The organism is Paenibacillus arenosi (assembly GCF_014841135.1).
GTDB classification, from domain to species: Bacteria; Bacillota; Bacilli; order Paenibacillales; family Paenibacillaceae; genus Paenibacillus_B; species Paenibacillus_B arenosi.
The window spans coordinates 107,793-127,934 of sequence record NZ_JACYTN010000010.1; the positions used below are offsets into that span (position 1 = coordinate 107,793).

Consider the following 20,142-nt stretch of genomic DNA (forward strand, 5'->3'; position numbering starts at 1 on the left):
GAGAGATGAAAGAATTAATGAGCGTGTATTCGTATGCCAAACATTTCAAGAAAGATATGTATAAAGCGATCGGCTTTTTGACGGCCAGCATTATTTTGGGCGTTATTCCCTACTATATCATTTATCATATTATTATGCGGTTTACGGAGGAACAGGCGATGTCTGTCCTTTATTTGTGCAGTATGGCGGGGCTTATATTAATCTGTCTACTGCTGCGTACTCATACACAATACGCAGGATTGTCCGCTTCGCATCACCTTGCGTACGATACGTTGATGGGTATGCGCAAACGAGTGGCCGACAAACTACGCATGATGCCCATGGGTTCCATAAAAAAACATAGTACAGGCAGCTTGAAAAAGAATTTCGTTGAAAACATCGAAGATATGGAAATTATTTTGGCGCACGCTATGCCTGAAGGCATTTCTAACCTGCTCACGTCCCTTATTATTGCCTTGACGCTGTTTGTGCTCGATTGGCGCATGGCTTTGTTAGCGTTAGCTGTATTTCCGATTGGCATCCTTCCAGTCTTGTTAATGATAAGAGACGCCTCTACTAGAATGGGACCGTATTATCAGTCTTCCAAGGAAATGAATGAAAATATTATCGAGTATATTTCCGGTATGGAAGTGATTAAAGTATTTAATCAGACAACTTCATCGTTCAAAAAATATATGACATCTGTAGACAACTATAAAACGAGCACACTCGACTGGTTTAAAGTGTCATGGACCCACATGACCGTATACAGCATAGTACTACCGTCCACGTTGTTATTTCTTCTACCATTCGGGACGATGTTCTACATGGACGGAACCTTGACGCTCGGCACATTTGTATTGTGTATTTTGTTGGCTATGAGTATGGGGCTCCCACTGATGCGTCTCGTTGAATTTCTGCCTATTTTTCCGAATCTTCAACAAAAAGCACAAAAGATCGAACAGTTATTTGATGAAGAAGAAATGGTTGACGGTCATTCGCATGCTGCACCTCAACATTACTCGGTTTCGTTTCAGAACGTGGCCTTTGCCTACGATGACAAAGAAGCGATTCACGACGTTTCCTTCACTGCACGAGAAAATACGGTAACTGCACTTATTGGGGAATCAGGTGCTGGTAAATCGACATTGGCGAAGTTGTTAGTAAGGTTCTGGGACATTAAACGCGGTGAAATCCGTATTGGCGGTATCAATGTTAAAGATATGACTTTTGAAACGTTAATGAATTCGATTAGTTATGTATCGCAAGATATATTTCTATTCAATACGTCGATTATGGAAAATATTCGAATGGGTCGGCCAGACGCCTCTGACGAAGAAGTTATGGAGATGGCCAAGCTTGCGCAATGCCACAACTTTATTCTAAATACGGAGCATGGGTACCACACTGTCGTTGGAGATGGCGGAGACAAATTGTCTGGCGGACAACGCCAGCGAATTGCAATTGCTCGTGCCATGCTCAAAAATGCTCCTATTATCGTGCTAGACGAAGCAACCTCTGCTACTGACCCTGAAAATGAGGATAAAATTCAACTGGCACTAAGCGGTCTTATTCAGGGGAAAACACTGATCGTCATTGCACATCGGTTGTCCACGATCGTTGACGCTAACAATATTATTTTGCTAGATAAAGGTCAAATATCTGCTCAAGGTACACACCATGAGCTTCTTGCCCTCTCACCTCTTTACCAAAAAATGTGGCAGGCACATGCAGAATCAATGAATTGGGACATTGCCACAAAAGAAGGGAGCAACTAACGTGCTTCGTTTTATTCGGAGAATGCTTTTACTTGCTGGCGAAACGGCAGGAAAAATTAAACTGGCGTTTGTGTTAAGCTTTGTTGAGAGTTTGCTATCCAATGTACCTATATTTGCGGTGCTGTACATATTCACGAAAATACTCGATCAGTCCATTGTGCCGATGGATGCATGGTTTAGCGGTGGCATTATGCTGGCCGCTGTAATCGTAAGATGTATTTTGCGTCGCATATTCGTTGCCCTGCAAAGTGGAACCGGCTATGATATTTGCGCCCGGGAAAGAATTAGCATCGGAGATCGATTCAAACGCTTTCCGATGAGTTATTTTACGGAAGGCAATAAAGGTAGTGTGACCTCAGCTGTTTCCATTGACCTGTTATTTATCGAAGAACATGGTATGGGCGCATTGGATAAAGTCATTAACGGGTATATCAGTATTTTTATTGGTGCAGTACTGCTGTTCGTCATGGATTGGCGCATTGCGCTTGTATCATTAGCGATGTCCCTTATTTCATTGTACGCGCTCGAAAAAGTACAGCTCGTCGGCAAGGTGCAGTCCAAAATTAGACAGCATCAGCAAGCAAGCCTGACATCGGCGGTGCTCGAATACGTGCAGGGCATATCGGTCATTAAAGCATTTAACATCAGCGGCGATCGAGCAAAGGCAGTCAAAGACACAATCGAGCGCACACGCGACCATGCTATTGACTATGAGGAAAAATTCACACCTCCTAGCTCACTTTATCAAGCTTGCTTCTCTATAGCGACAGCACTAATCGTTTTACTGGCAACCGTATTTTGCTACCAAGGTAGCATGGATATGTCTGTGATGCTCATGCTGCTCATCTATGTGTTCTACATGTATATCCCGGTTAAAGCCTTATCGACGCTGACCAGCCAAATTCGAGTGATGGAAGCAGGTCTGAACCGTTATGAGAAACTGCTGAACGTCCCTATTATTGACAAAGACGGTCGAGATATTGCATTGAATCGTTTTGATATTGAATTTAACAATGTTACATTTGCTTATGCTGAAGAACAGAAAGCAGCCCTAACCGATATTAGCTTTACTGTCCCGGAAAAAAGTATGACAGCCCTTGTAGGCGTATCAGGATCGGGAAAATCTACGATTGCAAATCTAATCGTTAGATTTTGGGATGTCCAGCAGGGTGAAGTGCTCGTTGGTGGAGTCAACGTTAAGGAAATGACATGTGACAGCTTGCTTAAAAATATGAGCATGGTATTTCAAAAAGTGTATTTGTTCAACGATACGATTATGAACAACATTAAATTTGGCAAAGCAGATGCGACCTTTGAAGAAGTCGTCGCTGCTGCTAAACGAGCACGCTGCCATGATTTTATTATGGCGCTGGAAAAAGGATATGATACGGTCGTAGGAGAAGGCGGGTCAACCTTATCAGGCGGAGAAAAGCAGCGCGTTTCTATTGCAAGAGCAATTCTCAAAGACGCGCCTATCGTCCTGTTAGATGAGGCAACAGCTAGTGTGGATCCCGATAATGAAAAGCATATCCAACTAGCCATTAACGAACTCGTTAAAAATAAAACACTTGTCATTATCGCCCATAGACTGTCCACAATACGAAATGCAGATCAAATTCTTGTCATCGACAACGGTACACTTGCTCAGCAAGGGACGCATGACGAACTGATGAAACAAGGTGGTCATTATCGTAACCTGTGGGATAAGCGATCCATGGCACGCAGTTGGAAAATTAACGCTGCTGCTGAACTTCAGCTCGACAAGCAGGCGGTATCCAGCACAACGTAAATGCTATTCGTTGTTCAGCATATTGGATAGAGCTTGGTGCTAACTTCTAGTTATTAGTAACGAGCATGGCTCTAACTTAGTTAGGTTAGGTTAGGTTAGCTGCATATGAAAGAGTAAGGGGCATCTATTGGCACAGGATTGTGCGAGTAGATGCCTCTTTTCATTGATGCTGCATTATTTCAGCAATTGATTACGCAATAATGACATTTGCTTGTCCATCTGGAATGCAGATGCTGCCAAGTCAACAAGCTGCTGCTTCGCATCATCCGGTACTTCGCCGTCCTCGTATTTATAGTTCAACTTATGCTCAGTCGCAGCCCAGAAGTCCATGGATGAAGTACGGAGTTGAATTTCTGCTGGCACCCACAATATTTCATTAGCCAAAATAACTTTTGTCTGAACGACCAAATGCAAACTCTTATATCCGCTCGGCTTCGGGTTTTGAATAAAGTCTTTCACTCGCATGACACGGATATCTTCCCGCTGCTCGATATGCTCCTTCATCATGTACACATCGTCAATAAAGGTCGTTACGATACGCATTCCTGCAATATCAAAAATTTTCTCTTGTACCGCTTTTTGATTAAAGGGAATGTTCTTCTTTTCAATCTTTTTCAATAAAGATAGTGGATTTTTGATGCGAGATTTCATATGTTCAATCGGTGAATAACCGTATCTTGATTTCCAGTCGAGATCAATAATTTGGAAGTCACTTGTTAATTCATTAAGTGCCATTTGGTATTGACGGAAATAGCCGCCCCAATTTTTTTGCAGCAATTCGAATATTTCGCTTTTACTTTTCTCTTTTGTTATTTCCGCAGTTATGTCTAATTCCGTTGTTAGGTCTGTAGTTATATGATCCGCAACCATATTTTCTGTAGTTAACATTAATGTGCCCCCATGATGAGTAATAGTATGTGTTACTACTATCATAACGATTCAAGATGAAAAGAACCTGAAATTTAGCAAATAAATTGATTAAATCAAAGTTGGCATACAATAGCACATATATATTTCCTAAGACACTACATAATTTGAATGTAAATAATCACAGAGATTAGTATACTGGATCTTCACCTTCTTCGCATTTCAATAATGTTGGATAAACAAGAAAAAGAAGCTGTCCCACGTCTACATATGTGGAACAGCCTCTATATTTGGATTGTAGTGTGCCCTACAGTACTTTATTGAACTAGTAACGCAATAGCATTTACTACTAAACTACTCGCGATCGAACAGTGTCGCCCCTGCAATACCTGGCTTGGTCATTTCGTATGGATTAAGGATAATATCCAGTTCCTCTTCTGTCAGTACGTTATACATGAGACACAGCTCTTTAACCGATTTGCCCGTCTCCGTCGCCTGTTTTGCAATACGTGCAGCTACCTCGTAGCCAAGGTGCGGGCTAATCGCTGTAATAATACCCACGCTCTGCTCCACATAGTCACGGCAACGCTCTTCGTTCGCTTCGATACCTTCCAAGCAATTTGTACGGAAAGCTGTAAATACATTGCTCATCATGCTAAGCGACTGCAATAGGTTGAATACAAGAACTGGCTCCATCACGTTCAATTCTAGTTGGCCTGCTTCAGATGCAAGACAGATTGTGTGGTCGTTACCGATGACTTGGAAAGCGACTTGGTTCACAACTTCACACATTACAGGGTTCACTTTACCTGGCATGATGGAGGAACCAGGCTGACGAGCAGGCAAGCGAATCTCACCAAAGCCAGCGCGCGGTCCAGAAGCTAACAAGCGCAAGTCATTTGCCATTTTGGACATGTTCATCATACAAACTTTCAGTGCAGCAGATACTTCTGTATACGCATCTGTATTTTGAGTTGCATCAATAAGATGCTCTGCACCCACAATTGGGAAGCCGGATAGCTCAGCTAACAAAGCAACAACCCGCTCAATGTATCTAGGATCAGCGTTCAAGCCTGTTCCTACTGCGGTTGCTCCCATATTTACTTCATATAAATGTTCTTTCGTACGCTCAATACGCTTAATATCACGTGCCAACATACGGCTGTAAGCTTCAAAGGTTTGGCCAAGTCGAATCGGAACCGCATCTTGAAGATGTGTTCTGCCCATCTTAATAACATGGTCGAATTCGGCTGCTTTCACGCATAATGCTTTATGCAGTTCATGCATCGTAACAAGCAATTTATCTAAATGAGTAAGTACGGAAAGATGAATCGCTGTCGGGAATACATCGTTCGTGGACTGCGAACGGTTAACATGGTTGTTCGGGCTTAACGATGCGTATTCTCCCCTAGGCTTGTTCAACAATTCCAACGCTCGGTTAGCTATAACCTCATTGGCATTCATATTAATAGAAGTGCCCGCACCGCCTTGAATTGGATCGACGATAAATTGTTCATGCCATTGACCTGCAATGATTTCATCCGCTGCTTGCACGATGACATCGCACATGTTCGGCTGAAGCTGCTTCACTTCCATATTGGCAATGGCAGCCGCCTTCTTAACAACCGCTAAGGCACGAATTAATTCCGCATCCATGCGGTAACCTGTAATCGGGAAGTTCTCAACTGCACGTAACGTTTGAATGCCGTAATAAGCATTCACTGGGACTTCCTTTTCCCCTAGAGAATCTCGTTCTACTCTGGATTGACTCGTAATCATCATGGGAATCCCTTTCTTTCTCTCTCATATTGTAAAACGCTTACTCTGCTAAAAATATAAAATCATGGTTAATTACAACTTCATTATATATCTATTGATCGTAAATATCTATCTGAAAATTAATATTTATTAGCTAATTTTTTAGCTATCTATTCAACCATTACGATTCCACAATAGGCCTAATCTTAGGGAATACCTGCAGTGCTGTATCATAAAATACAGCTTGATGATACGCTGCTGGAATCAGCTCTTGTACAAATTGCAAATAGGGTTGGATAGGAGCCAAAGGCCAGTCCGTGCCAAACAGCATTTTCTCATAATGATCGCAATACGTGACCGCATGACGTAAATGCGAGAAGAAGAGCGGCGAATCCTTCAAACGTGAACATTCTGCTGCATCCCCCACCATCAAACCTGACAAATCAGCGAATACATTACGGTTTTTATAAACAACCTCTGCTCCATCCAATACCCACGGATCACCAAAATGAGCCATCATAAAATTAACTTCACGATGCTGCACCGCTACTTCATCAATCGTCAACGGATGAGCATACTTCAACAAACCACGTTCTGAATACGTATCCCCTGTATGATAAACGACTGGAACTTTATATTGCTTGGCCAGTTCATATACAGGTTGGTACACGTCATCGTAGGCGAAGAACGGATAATAACCTAAATATATTTTAATTCCTACCGCCTCAGGTCGCTGCAGATCCAGCTCCAGTGCATCTAGATTGGATTGATCCAGCTTAAAAGGATTCACACCCGGACAATATACGAATTGTCTTGAATATTGCTCCAACATATCCAACCCCATAGGCGTATTCGCTTCCCTGTCGGGGAATCCGCCAGCAGCCGTCTCCGTTACGCCCATCCCAATGCCGAGAACTACGCCATTCTCCTCGTATTCTCGCAGCAGTCCTGATACCGAATAATCGACGTGAGAACGCTCAAGCGCAGTCGTTCGGAATGAATCGATATGTGATAAGTGCATATGAGCATCAATAATTTTCATCTGCTACACTCCTTTATCGTCTAGCTCACAAGGTTGTGGAAATGTAAGATTTCGCAGCTGCGCCAACGATGTACGCGGAAGCAGCTGATCATGAAAGGCAAGAAATACAGGCGAACTACGCGACATACTTCCATGCGCCAAGCTCATTGATTTAGCGATAGATAACACCGTCACATCTTGGTTGGAATACATATGAGGTTTTAGAACGGATTCATCTGTTACCACATGCATAATATTGCTGTCGTCTGCTATGCCGACCGCATATTGTTCATGCTCACTCACATCCAGTTCCCCCTCGCCAAGACGGTAATAAATGATTTCCCCGTCGGCTTGGAATGTGCGCAGCCACGCCGTCTGTTCTGTACTTGTATTCAGCCATAGATCCGTAGTGATCCCTTTGCCATTCCAGTAGGTACCCGTCTCTTGATGAATGTCTGATAGGTAGGCCAGTACAGGCACATTAGGCAGTGTAAGATAGTATCCCTTCCAAGTTAGTCCCTTGTAAGTCTCATGCTCTTTTATTGTGAATGATACTTGGATACCTGACCAGAGATTACCCGCACTGTCTTTCATGTTTACAAATGAAGTTGCGCATTCTTCTTTCAACACCGAATTCGCATGCAATTCTTCAAACGAATCTCCCATTCCACCTAGCCATGGATTCCACCATGACTTAGGCTCATACGTTGGCAATGCTGAAGCAAGCCAGGAGTGACCGTCTACTTCTAATGTACATAAGCCCGGATAGTATTCGCTTGCTGCTTCCATACGAATTCTACCATTAAAGCTTTCATACAAGGAGTAACCATCGCGATCATAAATCCGATCACGGATAGGCTCAACTGACACCGGGAACAGAATCGAAGAATACTGAGCTTGCAGCGGGCCAATCTCCACACTCATCTCTACCAATTGAGCTGTATCCGTGCAGGCTGGCAAATTCATTTCCACCTCAGATTCTTCCTCTTCGTCTGATAATTCAGTACTAGAGAGGATTTGGGAATTTCCCTTCTTATCCCGGTACCCAGCACTCACTTCTCCATCCCATACATTCTGCTTCAAGTCCTGTAGTCTCAACTGCACTTCTGATTGTCCTGAATGAACAAATGAATTACTACCATTCGCTATAAATTCAATATCTGGCGTTAGTCGGAGTAATTGGTCCTCTTCACATTTAAGCGCATACGCACGAAACGATTTCCAATTATCAAATCCGCCAATAGAGAGCGTGATCGCTTCACTGGAGCGTTTCTCGCTTGGCTGTAGATTACCAACTTCATACTCTAGTTCTGCAAACCAATCACCAAAGTTCATTTGATAAGCCTCAGGCCAGCACAATCCTATACTCATTGAGCCTCTTCTCGAAAATATCCAGGGCTCCGTAATATGACTACCATCCCAATAGTCATAGTCACTGCTGTGAGAATTCGTAGTCTCAATATAACGGCCTTTATAAGGCAATATCACTCGATGCATGTTTTGAGTAATGCGCTGAGACAGCGTCAATGATGTAGTAGGAGCCGTATCTGCCTCGTTTTCAAGTTCCTGCCACAACTTAACCGTTCCATCTCCATATACAAGTACATAATTGTACAAAATGATATTTGGATACGCATCTGAGTGATAGGTGTGCTTGATACCTACAGCTCCTCGCTCTTCCAACCACTCCGTAGACGAAGGGCTTTTTTTAGAAAATTCGCTCGCATAAGGCTTGCCTATTCGCGGGTAAAGTACAATCGTATGATTGTTTGGTTGTCCTATGCACGTGATAAACGTATGACTGTCCTCCTTGTCATACTTAAGCACATATTTACCATTAACCGCCCAATGTGCATCATGATCCATTCCAGTAATCATTGCACCAGGACCGCTGAACTTGCCCCCAACCCAACGATAAAATTGTACTTCTGGTCCGTTGTCGGGAAGTGCTCGTACCGATAGCTTCGTTTCGTAAAAGCCATAATCCAGTAATCGGTATAGGACAGGTAAGGAAGCTCGTTCTTTTGCCCCAAGACGGATTCGAAATGTCCGTTCTTCGACGTTCAACCATGAAACTTCTGGCAGTTCAAACAAGAAGTCGGCTGGTTCTGGCATATGACTCTCTATGTCTATATAACAGGTATAGTTTCCACCTACAGCATGAAGGATATCTGGTGACTGTAGTACGATTTTGGCAGGGTGTTTCGGTACAACGCCTACTTGCAGCAATGCTTCAGCACCGTTAATTCGGATACGAGTACGTACAGTGGGACATGTACGCCAATCGCTTTGTTCTTCTTCAATGGCATCAACAAAGAAAGATGCCTGTAAATCTTGATCCGTTTCAACGTGCACAGCATCGTGCCAGTCAAATTGGATATTACGATCATTCTCACCAGCCAGCTCAATATAAAGAGGTGCACCAGATTTATTCTCCAGCTTATATTTAATTTTGTATGCTTTCCCGAACACAGGCTTGGCCTGCTCCACTACCGCTGAAATCTTGTAATCATTCGTTTCAATAAGACAGATTCCTCTGCCTCTGCGCTCAATATCAACACGTACATCGCGCTCGTTCTTGCTCCATAAGTATGTATACGTTTGGAAGCCATTCGCTTCTTGACCATCACGCTTTACTTCAATGGTTCGAGTCGAGTCCTCGTACCAATCGATTCCTTCCATATAAGGAGCAAGCGCTTCACAGTTCATAACTTGAGGAATGAAGTTCATGAAATGCGTCGCATCTTCTCTGTCCTCCCAGAAAAAACCACACTTTTTATATAGCGGCACAGCCTTCATATTCGATTCCCATGTATATAGATCAATACGCGGCCAGCCTCGTTGTATCGTCTCTTCAACAGCACGAAGCACGAGCTGCTTGCCGATCTTATGGCCATGATAGTCAGGACGAACATTAAGGAAATTTATGTACAATGCACCTGTATCTTCTCGATATTCGCACACACTGCAATACCCAACTACTTGCTCCTCACAAATAGCTAAAAACACGACGAGCGCATCGGAGTTTTCTTCTTCTGTCCTAATTTGATTACCTGTGTATATAGAAGTATTACTTCCCCAATGTTCATGGCTGCGATTCCACATTTCCGCGATGCTGTCTGCATAATCTGGATGGTAAGTGACAATGTTCACAACACTCGACATAACGTTCACCTCACTTTTGTTTTGGTGGAAATAATAGTATTACGCATTTGCAAGGAAATAGTTTCCATAATCGTGAAATCTATCGCTATTCTAGTACAAATATTTCAGCATTTCATCCACTTTTTTAATAATCAGGGCATTAAAAAACGAGCCATCTATAATCTAGATGCTCGTTATTCATTAGTAGCAAGCAAAACTTAAATATCAAACTCCGACTTCGGCTTGCGTGGCTGACGTTTAATTTTGTTTTGTACAGCAGGTAAATGTTTAATACTTTTAATCATTGGCCCTTTGCAAATCGGACAAGTTTGTTCCGTAGATGCAAATTCATCGCGTACCCATACTTTACATTCAGCATTTCTACATTTCAAAATTTTAGTAGGTGTTAAATTCGGCTTAATGTCTTCACTTGCTGTCACTTTCGTACATCCCTTCTCAACTAACGAATAAAATAATATCGATTAATATATCATTTCTTTACGCTAGAAGTCAAAAGATTTCCCATGCCTATTGTAAGATTCCCTAAGCACAAAGACCTATACTCAGCTCGTAATACCAACATTTACAAAAGTTACTTTTACATCAAAGACGAATCGTGCTTCTTTGAACATTTCGCGCCACTTTTCAGCCGTAAAGTCTTGCACACGCACTGATGAACGATAATGGCTGCCAAATCCTACAGGATCTACTTGTTTCTTCTGAAGCTTTCTCATCACATCCTCAAATTCTGATTTCAGCGTTTTCTCTGCTTCCCGCTCCAATGCATGAATAACCTCTGCTTCTTCGAGATTGATCAGATCACTAACCTCTTCCATCTCACCCTTCAACCGAATCTGGACTTGAAATTCTGGCGTATTTTTATCGATAACCTTAATACGCGTTTTCGTCATAACATGGGAGAGCGTGACATAGAGCTTATCGAACGTTGGCTCGTAATATTTACGAAGGCGCTCCGTGTTCAATTCTATTTCGTGTGTCAGAAAATGATTGCTCCCCATCATCGCTTTTACTGAAAAGCTCTCTGTTAGATTCAAGCTGCCAATCATTCGATCATCTTTCATTAAAGCCAGCTTAGAAATGAGAATTTCATCTCCTTGTACCTCGAGATATGGCAATATAGGATCTTTGCCTGACCGATAATACGCATTTAGGAAATGATGGAGTGTTGGTGACGGTACGATACCGGATTCTATGTTCTTTTTTAGCAAATCATATAAATAATCTCCTGTACCTGCACGCTGCCTATTTTTAGCATTGAGCAATTGTTCTGCCGAATCCTTTGCTACAACTAGATAGACGCTGGTTCCAATTTCAGAATCACGTTGGAACGTATCGGTAAGCGTAATAATACCCCCACGTGCAAGCGGCTCCCCGTAAGCGGCTACCCGCATTTGTCCGATTACTAGTTTCGCCGAAGTTCGAAGACTAAGTTTTTCACGAACCCCTTTGCTCGTATTATTCGAAGCGCTTGTCGGAACGGTATTCGTGGAAGTAGCACCCGGCTTATAAGATAATACGGTAGTTCGTATGCGGTCATTACTATCTTCGTCTGCCAAATCGTAACCAACAGCGACTAGAATGCCTAGCTTATCAATAATTTTTGCCTCTGCACAACCCGTCACCACCAAAAAGATAAGCAAGATGTAAGGTACGAAATAAACCCGTTTTTTCTCTCTATTGTTAATATGCATCACGCTTCCTTTCCCTTAGTTCTAACATAGTCCACAATATAGGCAACGATAAAAATGAAAATTGGATAAGCAAACGAAAACAAGACGGCGAGCTTGCCAACAAGTACAGATACGACTGCTAATTGATCCCCTGTCTTCAATAGCATGTTACAAATTAACGCCATTACCATAATGACGATACACGCATATTTACGTTTAACGTTAAATACGCGATGGAGTCCCTGTGTCATAATCCAATAGTTTACGAGCAAATTGGCCACAATAATAAGCAACCATAGCATAATGAGCACAAATTCTAGTCTTTCAAGAAACGCAAATTGTACGATTTTGAATAAAGATAACGTCCCCCAAGAGTTATTCAATATTTGATCCTCACTGTAATATCCGATGGATACGAGCATGACAATGACATAAAGTAAATTAACGAATAATAATCCTAGCTGGGCATATGTACTTATGCGATGCGGCTGCTTCATCCGATGACTCACATAGTACACAACCTCAAAGCCGCCTAACGTCGCGCCCATCGCTAACGAACCCATCATGATGTCTCCCATGCCAGCTTCCATAATTGGAAGTAGTTGAAGCTTCCACTCTGCTTGTCTTATGGGCAAATAAAGCAGTGCCGCCATCCAACCTACTAACATCAGATTGACGAGCGAAACGATACCAATCACTCTTAGGCCGCCAGATAAAGCATACATAATCAACATAAAGAACAAGGCCGTAAAAACCCCAGCCGGAACTTCCGCAAAAATCCAAATATGCAGTACCTCAATATAATTACGCAATATATAAACGGAGACACTGAACCAATAGCAGATAATGATCAGACTGCACGCCCCGCCGAACCATTTGCCAAATATCCGGACATGGATCTGAAACAAATCTTGGTATTGATACCTCTTTAACGTTTTCAAAATAAGAAACAGAACGGCGTGAGCACACAAGCCCGCCACGATAACAGAAATCCAAGCATCATGCTCGGATTCACGGTACACATATTTTTGAAACGCCAACATGCCTATAGATATTTGGGTTACGAACATAAAAACCATTGTAAACATCGGGTGAAGGAGTGTCGGACTGTCCACTTCTTTATTGTTCATAACAAAATCCCCTACTCTGCAAAGTCTTCTTTCGGCTTACGGATACGATAGCTGCTGTTCTCGCGCTTCATCCATTTCCAAATCATGCGCATCACCGAATGTTCATCTGATTTGCCAGCTAGCATATTCATAGGTTGCAAATACGGTACCCCTAAGCTTGTCTGTCTAGCCAAATGGATAATGATGAAGCATGTCCCCACGATGATTCCCACTCCTCCCCACGCTCCTGCAAGAATAATAAGGGGAAAGCGTATAATTTGGAGGGAATTTCCCATTGCAAAGTTCGATACAACAAAAGATGACAAAGTACCTAATGCTACGATCATGAGCAAAATATTACTTATAAATCCAGCCTCCACAGCGGCTTGCCCGATGACGATACCTCCTACTACCCCCATTGTCTGTCCGACTTTGCTTGGCATCCGTATACTGGACTCACGAAGCAGTTCGATCATTACTTCCAGCATGAGCGCTTCCAGAATGGGTGGAAAGGGAACTCTACTGTGGGATTGGATTAACGTCTTTAATAGCTCTGGTGGGATGACTTGATAGTGAAACGTAATCGCTGCTACATAAATAGAAGTAACAAATACTGAGGCAATCATCGCGCACATTCGCAGCACACGAAGGAGCATGCCTACGATCCAACGCTGATACATATCGCTACCAGCATGAAAGAACTCATAAATCGTAACGGGACAGAGAACGGCAAATGGGCTACCATCTACAAAAAGTGCAATTTTATTGGCCAGCAGGCCCTGACATACTCGATCAGGTCGTTCTGTATGCAGCATCGTTGGAAAAAGCGTTGCTACATTATCATCAAGCAGTTGCGCTAGCTTCAACGAATCGAGCATGCCATTAATATGTTGCAGGGATGAGATCCTTGAACGTAATAAACTCACTTGATCCTCGTTCGCGTACTCTTTCAAATAAACAATATTAACAACTGTTTTCGATACATCTCCCATTTCCAAAGAACTAACGCATAGCTTGGAATCAGGTAGCAGTTTATACAGTAAAGACAAATTGGTGGATAGCTCCTCAACAAAGGCGACTTGCGGTCCGTATTCATCTGATTCGATCTCGGCTTTGCTCAACGAACGTTCGTGATGAGCCGCTGTATACATCAGCAGACCGTCCGTACCGTCCTGAATCCATACATAACTCCAGCCCAGCATTAATTTATGACATATTTGCTCCAGGTCACACGATAACTCCCCTTTTTTGAGTGGGAGCTGCCCAAGCAAATAGTCTGGCGTCAGCTGCTCTACTTCGTGCGAATCAAGCTTTTGCAAAGGTCTCAATATTCCTTCACTTAACAGCTGATCATCTGCCACGTTGCTTAAAAACATGATATGGACCGTTCTACCATGGATACTTAAAAATCTGCACGTCCATTGGCAGTTTTCCGCAAATACATCATGCAGACGATTGAGTATGCTCATTTTCACCACCGCTTTCCTTCGTACCCTTATTATGGGCACAACGACTATAAAATATTGATGAATGAGTAAAAGCCACCTCAATGGAATGGCCTAATTATGCGTGATGGCATATAAAAAGCATCTTAGTAGCCAGATAAGAGTGGTGAATCTCTTCTTATCACAACTAAGATGCTTTATAGTGCGATTTATTAACTTTACACTTTGATCCTTTACCTATTTACATCCTTACTCGTCAACTATAGAGGTATTAACATCCGTCTGCTCAGAAGGAAGCGTGAATGTGAACGCCACTCCCTTTTCTGTATTAAACACATGGTACCTACTTCCATGTAAATCCAAAATATGCTTCGTAATAGCGAGACCTAAGCCAGTCCCACCCATTTTACGATTGCGGGACTGCTCTCCACGATAAAATCGATCCCAGACCAATAACAACTGGTCTTCTGGAATAGGTTCTCCATGATTTTCGATTCGCACATGCACATGATGGTTACCCTCTATCTGCTCAGGCTTGAGTGTCACCGATATCGTGCTGTTGGCATCTGAATGACGAATAGCATTTACAAGAATATTCGTAAGCACTTGTTCGATACGCTTCGAATCTGCCAAAGCCTCGTCTGCCTCATCATGAGTATGAATAATAACATTTACATTTTTCTCCCGTAAATGTTTCATGAGCTTATCAATAATTTCTTGTAACAAAGCAATCAGCGAAAAGCTGTCCAACTTCAATTTTGTCACGGGTGATTCCAGCTTAGCTAGTTCCAGCATATCGTTCACTAGCGTCTCCATTTTACCCGCTTCATCCAATATCACCTCTGTATATCGAGTCCGTTTATGGACAACTACGTCATCCAGCAAGCCTTCTGCGTAGCTTTTCACAATACTTAGCGGCGTTTTCAATTCATGAGAGGCGTTCGCTATAAACTCCTTCTGAAGCTGTTCCATCTTTTGTTTATGTTCCATATCTTTTTGCAATTGCTCATTCGCGTCTTGCAGCTCACTCATGGATCGCTGTAGGTTGTTAGAAAGGCTGTTCAAACTTTCAGATAAACTCCCCATCTCATCGTAGCTTTTAACCTCAGAGACCGCAGAAAAATCAAGTCGTGCCATCCGGGAAGCTACATGATTCATTTTCAATATGGGTTGACTCACAATTTTGGAGAAAATAAAGGATAACGAGATGATAACAACAAATCCTCCAATGCCTATGTAGATATAATACGTCTTCAGCGCATCAAAGCTCTCGCCTATTTCTTGATGGGCGGAAACGGAAAATATAAGCTCATTTAAATGACCATATTGCAAGATAGGTTGAATTTCTATGAGATGATCGGCACCAGTCTTGCTGTCCACCCACGTAACTTCCATAGAATTGCCTGAGCCGAGTAGACTTAGCTCGGTATCTGTTAATGGGAACAACCTATCAATCGCTTCTGCAATTAACTGATTACGCTCGTCGTACGGCGCATTTTCAAAAAGTTGATCGGGATAATTGATACCTGTAATAACTCCTGATATCTGCGCCATCCCATTCGTGTCCACCTTTTCCTCAGGGCCGCTAGTTATGACCTGATCTTTATAGGTAATCGTATACGGATAGAACAAGCGATTGTTCATGTTTTTAGATATCTCCGAGTTTTTTCCCGGTAGTCCTGTGAGCGTAATATAATCTCCGTTTTTTACCCCTGCATCAAGCAGCTCTTTATTGTTGTAGAACATAAAAAGAGGTACATAATAACTTCCTTTATTTTTCACAAGAACTTCAAGTACAAAGGGATTGGTGTAAATATTGCTGCCGTCTGGTTCAAGTATTGCCATAAGCGCTTCGTTCTTCAATACGTATTGAGATTCACCCGCCTCCTCTTCATATGACTTTTTTATATACGAATATAAACTGTCCTTAACCGTTTTAATTTTATGTTCTTCATAAAATTGCTCGAAAAAAATAAACAATCCTGCGGTGAGCAATGCGTAAAACAGCACAAAAATCGCTGAAGTGAGCGCAAATAATTTAAACGTAATGCCACGCTTTTTCATACGTTCACCTCTAGCTTATAACCAGAACCTGTAACCGTACGTATATGAGAAGCTCCTGTTCCTAATTTGGCCCTCAGCTTCTTAATATGAGTATCTACAACGCGCAGCTCCCCATCGTAATCATAACCCCATATATGGTCGAGCAGCGCCTCTCTAGCAACTACAATTCCTTTATGTTTGTACATGTACATCAGAATTTCGAATTCTTTTGGTGTTAGCTCTACTTGCTTGCCATCCACCTCTATGTGTCGGCCCTGCTTAAATATCGAAATGTCACCAAATTTGATCAGTTGATGCTCCATGCCTACCGTACCTTCAACTCGCTTCATTAACATTGCTGCTCTCGCAACGAGCACTTTGGGACTAAATGGCTTCGTTACATAATCATCTGCCCCCAGCTCAAATCCCATTAACTTGTCGTCCTCATCACTTCGCGCTGTCAAAATAATAATCGGCACAGCCGATCGCTTTCGAACTTGGCGGCATACACTCCATCCGTCCATCTCAGGCATGTGAATATCAACTATAATTAAATCCACCGTTAAGGTAAGAAGCATATTCATCGCTTCCTTCCCATTCTCTGCTTCATGTACGATCCAATCTTCTTGTTCAAAATAATCGGTTACAATTTCCCGAATTCGACTCTCATCTTCAACAATAAGCACACTATACCCCATGATTATGTTCTCCCCTCTTTGTGTTAGCCATGAAAGGGCTTATTATATTTTATTACCTAAATATTGTAAACGATCATTGTGTTTTTTGTGTGTCTTTTTTCATTGATGACTGACACAACTCTGACATCAACAGCACTTACGATGAAATGGTTCGAACATAGAGAACTTAAATTCGGAGTGGAGAGTGATGATATTGAGAACGGAACGCCTGCAAGTATTAGATGCAATCCGCGGATTTGCATTATTCGGCATTTTACTACTGCATATGATTATGTTTCAGTACCCGTCCCCAGAAGATATAAGTAAACTAAGCAGTTCGGAGCAAGCACTGTCCAAATTTATTCATACGTTCACCAGCGGTAGTTATCGGCCCATATTTTCGTTTATGTTCGGAGTAGGCTTTATAATTCTGCTTCGCAGCTTGGAGCGCCGAGGTTTGAACGTAGGATTTACTTTCTTGCGCCGCTTTCTGTTCTTATTCGGCATAGGAGCAGTTCATTATTTGTATTTGTGGAAATATGATATTTTAGCTACATATGGAGTCGCTGGCTTGCTCCTTCTCTTGTTCCTTAGACGTCAACCGAAGACTTGGCTAATAAGCTCACTTCTTCTTTGGGTGTCTGCACCCATCTTATCCTTGCTCATACGGCCACTCGATATCGTAGACAAACCACTGTGGCATGTCATGGATTTGATTCATCTTGTTTCACCTACGCTATGGGACCCTATGCAGAGCACTTTTCATTTGCTGTGGGCTTCTGCTACTGAAGTGCTACCTTATTTTCTGTTCGGCATGTATATGATGCATAGCAATTGGTTCCATCGAGTGGAAGACAACCGGAAGCGGAACGGTATGCTTGCTATCTTATTTTTAATCATTGGTTGGCCGATCAAGGCTTTGGTTATTTTCTCAGATAGCGCTGAAGCATGGGCAGATTTGCTCGTTATCGCAAGTGGATTGACTGCGTTAGGCTATGTATTCGCCATTATGTACTTATTTACGACCCGACTCGGCGGACAATTTTTCAAGCCGTTTCAAGAGGTAGGTAAAATGACGCTGACCCATTATGTATCGCATTCGATTATTTTCGGCTTATTGTTCATACCAGCAGGCAAATGGTTCGCAGGCTTCGGCTTGATTCACAGTGTCGGTATATTCTGGGGTATTATCATCGCCTGTGTCACCATTTTCTTACAGGCCAAAGTTAGCACTTGGTGGCTATCTCGATTTGCATATGGCCCTATTGAGTGGTTATGGAGAATGATTACGTATTGGAAATGGACTCCAATTAAGAAATCTGCCGCAGTGGACACTTCAGCTGCCAGTAGGACTACAACTACTAGTAACATACAGTAATGTTACATGGAGATAAATGTTTAATATTCATACGACAGAGGGTGCTTGATTCGTCAGCACTCTTTGTTGTATGAGAACGCATAAGTAAGCAGCTATTTCAGTTGTCAGCTGTGTCAAATTAAATATTGCGTCAATATTACTATGATAGCTCATTTATCATCCTTACCAAGGATTAACAAAACCAAGTGTCGAATACGTAAAAACACTATAATCTTATTAAGGATGTGCACTAACTTGAATTCGGCAGCAACGGATAACAAGTTGATTAAGAATCGTTATCGTGCAGATTGCGAAACATGTTTTGACTTATGCTGTGTCGCTCTGCCCTATGCAAAAACAGCAGATTTTGCTTTTGATAAAGCTAGCGGAATACCTTGTCGCAACTTACAGGAAGATTATCGCTGTAGCATTCATACCCAATTGAGAAAAAGTGGCTTCAGAGGCTGCACCGTCTATGAATGCTTTGGTGCAGGACAAAAAGTTTCACAATTTACATACGACGGGCAAGATTGGCGTGACAATCCCGCTACAGCTAAGGAAATGTTCCATGTACTACCGATTATGCAGCAGCTCCATGAAATGCTTTATTACTTACATGAAGCACTTCATTTAAAGGAGGCCCAACCGATTCATGAACATTTGAAGCTAGCTATCGTAGAAACAGAGCGTCTAACTCAACTTACACCATCAGCTATCTTGCAACTTCCAGTTGCTGATCATCGTGCTACAATTAACCCCTTGCTAGTGCAAGCAAGTGAATCGGTACGTTCTAATGTAACGAATAGTAGCAGATTCATGGACAATCAACGCAATTTGATCAAAGGAAGAGATTGCATTGGCGCGAATTTAAGTGGGGCTGATTTAAAAGGTGGAAATTTGAGAGGTGTTCTCTTTATTGCTGCTAACCTCCAAAATGCCGATATGAGAATGACTGATTTAATTGGCGCTGATTTACGAGACGCTGACCTAAGAGGCGCTAATCTTGAAGGCAGTATTTTTCTTACACAAGCACAAGTGAATTCAGCCAATGGCGATAAGAGCACGAAATTACCTACTGGTCTTCATGCCCCTGAACACTGGCTGGACTAGTGGAATGCGCTTATGAGTTTATGCATTTATGAGGTCATGAGGTCGTGAGGTCGTGAGGTCGTGAGGTCGTGAAGTGCGCCCTGCTTCACAACTGCTCTTAGCATTCATATTGATGCATTCGTGCATCCTTTGAATGCTAAGAACAGCAGTAAGATACAAATTGCTGCAATTATGCAGTTATTTTCACTGCTTAACTGGCTTAAACGGTCAAGTCCATATTTATGTGTAAATTCCTCGTCGTCAAAATGGTTACTATTTGGTTTGAGGACGTCGCCAAGTATGGTACGCATTGAGATCTACGTACTTTTTCCCTGTCGTCCATTTGTCATCCTGTTCCATGAGTAGAGCTCCGAATAGGCGTAGTACCGAGTCTC

The 20,142-nt window shown here is 42.3% G+C and carries 14 protein-coding genes; 4 read left to right on the forward strand and 10 right to left on the reverse strand.

The genetic code is table 11. The features are described from left to right. Positions 1-5: 5 nt before the first annotated feature. Positions 6-1,757: an ABC transporter ATP-binding protein gene (locus IFO66_RS13790; protein WP_192025705.1), complete on the forward strand. Its 1,752-nt coding sequence runs from the start codon at positions 6-8 to the stop codon at positions 1,755-1,757. Between the two features lies 1 nt (position 1,758). Beyond that, positions 1,759-3,546, forward strand: a complete 1,788-nt coding sequence (locus tag IFO66_RS13795) for an ATP-binding cassette domain-containing protein (RefSeq protein ID WP_192025706.1) — start codon at positions 1,759-1,761, stop codon at positions 3,544-3,546. A gap of 174 nt (positions 3,547-3,720) precedes the next feature. On the opposite strand, the gene IFO66_RS13800 is transcribed toward IFO66_RS13795, so the two are convergent. The 10 genes from IFO66_RS13800 to IFO66_RS13845 all read right to left on the reverse strand — a co-directional run bounded on the left by IFO66_RS13800 (position 3,721) and on the right by IFO66_RS13845 (position 17,322). Next, positions 3,721-4,434, reverse strand: coding sequence for a GTP pyrophosphokinase (locus IFO66_RS13800; protein WP_225445756.1), 714 nt, complete (start codon positions 4,432-4,434; stop codon positions 3,721-3,723). Positions 4,435-4,767: 333 nt separating this feature from the next. After that, positions 4,768-6,192 (reverse strand): aspartate ammonia-lyase, encoded by a 1,425-nt coding sequence (gene aspA, locus IFO66_RS13805; RefSeq protein WP_192025721.1) that lies wholly within the window; start codon positions 6,190-6,192, stop codon positions 4,768-4,770. Positions 6,193-6,352: 160 nt separating this feature from the next. Then, the gene (locus IFO66_RS13810; RefSeq protein ID WP_192025707.1) at positions 6,353-7,213 is read right to left on the reverse strand and encodes an amidohydrolase family protein; all 861 of its coding nucleotides are present in this window, start codon (positions 7,211-7,213) and stop codon (positions 6,353-6,355) included. A gap of 3 nt (positions 7,214-7,216) precedes the next feature. Continuing rightward, positions 7,217-10,357 carry a GNAT family N-acetyltransferase gene (locus IFO66_RS13815; RefSeq protein ID WP_192025708.1) on the reverse strand — a complete coding sequence of 1,047 codons (3,141 nt, stop codon included), beginning with the start codon at positions 10,355-10,357 and terminating at the stop codon, positions 7,217-7,219. Between the two features lie 197 nt (positions 10,358-10,554). After that, a complete protein-coding gene (locus IFO66_RS13820) occupies positions 10,555-10,776 on the reverse strand; it encodes a cold-inducible protein YdjO-related protein (RefSeq protein WP_028596482.1) in 222 nt (73 codons plus the stop codon). Positions 10,777-10,899: 123 nt separating this feature from the next. Then, on the reverse strand, positions 10,900-12,048 hold the full coding sequence (locus tag IFO66_RS13825; RefSeq protein WP_225445764.1) for a Ger(x)C family spore germination protein: 1,149 nt from the start codon (positions 12,046-12,048) through the stop codon (positions 10,900-10,902). Beyond that, a complete protein-coding gene (locus tag IFO66_RS13830) occupies positions 12,048-13,157 on the reverse strand; it encodes a GerAB/ArcD/ProY family transporter (RefSeq protein WP_192025710.1) in 1,110 nt (369 codons plus the stop codon). The genes IFO66_RS13825 and IFO66_RS13830 overlap by 1 nt, the downstream gene beginning before the upstream one ends. Before the next feature lie 11 nt (positions 13,158-13,168). Beyond that, positions 13,169-14,605: a spore germination protein gene (locus IFO66_RS13835; protein WP_192025711.1), complete on the reverse strand. Its 1,437-nt coding sequence runs from the start codon at positions 14,603-14,605 to the stop codon at positions 13,169-13,171. 225 nt (positions 14,606-14,830) lie between these two features. Beyond that, complete coding sequence (locus tag IFO66_RS13840; RefSeq protein ID WP_192025712.1) at positions 14,831-16,645, reverse strand: sensor histidine kinase; 1,815 nt, start codon at positions 16,643-16,645, stop codon at positions 14,831-14,833. Beyond that, on the reverse strand, positions 16,642-17,322 hold the full coding sequence (locus IFO66_RS13845) for a response regulator transcription factor (RefSeq protein WP_192025713.1): 681 nt from the start codon (positions 17,320-17,322) through the stop codon (positions 16,642-16,644). Before IFO66_RS13845 ends, IFO66_RS13840 begins: the two co-directional genes overlap by 4 nt. A gap of 187 nt (positions 17,323-17,509) precedes the next feature. Between IFO66_RS13845 and IFO66_RS13850 the strand changes: the two genes are divergently transcribed. Both IFO66_RS13850 and IFO66_RS13855 read left to right on the forward strand, forming a co-directional pair. After that, positions 17,510-18,679 carry a DUF418 domain-containing protein gene (locus IFO66_RS13850; RefSeq protein WP_192025714.1) on the forward strand — a complete coding sequence of 390 codons (1,170 nt, stop codon included), beginning with the start codon at positions 17,510-17,512 and terminating at the stop codon, positions 18,677-18,679. 234 nt (positions 18,680-18,913) lie between these two features. Further along, on the forward strand, positions 18,914-19,768 hold the full coding sequence (locus tag IFO66_RS13855; RefSeq protein ID WP_225445757.1) for a pentapeptide repeat-containing protein: 855 nt from the start codon (positions 18,914-18,916) through the stop codon (positions 19,766-19,768). The last annotated feature ends 374 nt before the right edge of the window (positions 19,769-20,142 follow it).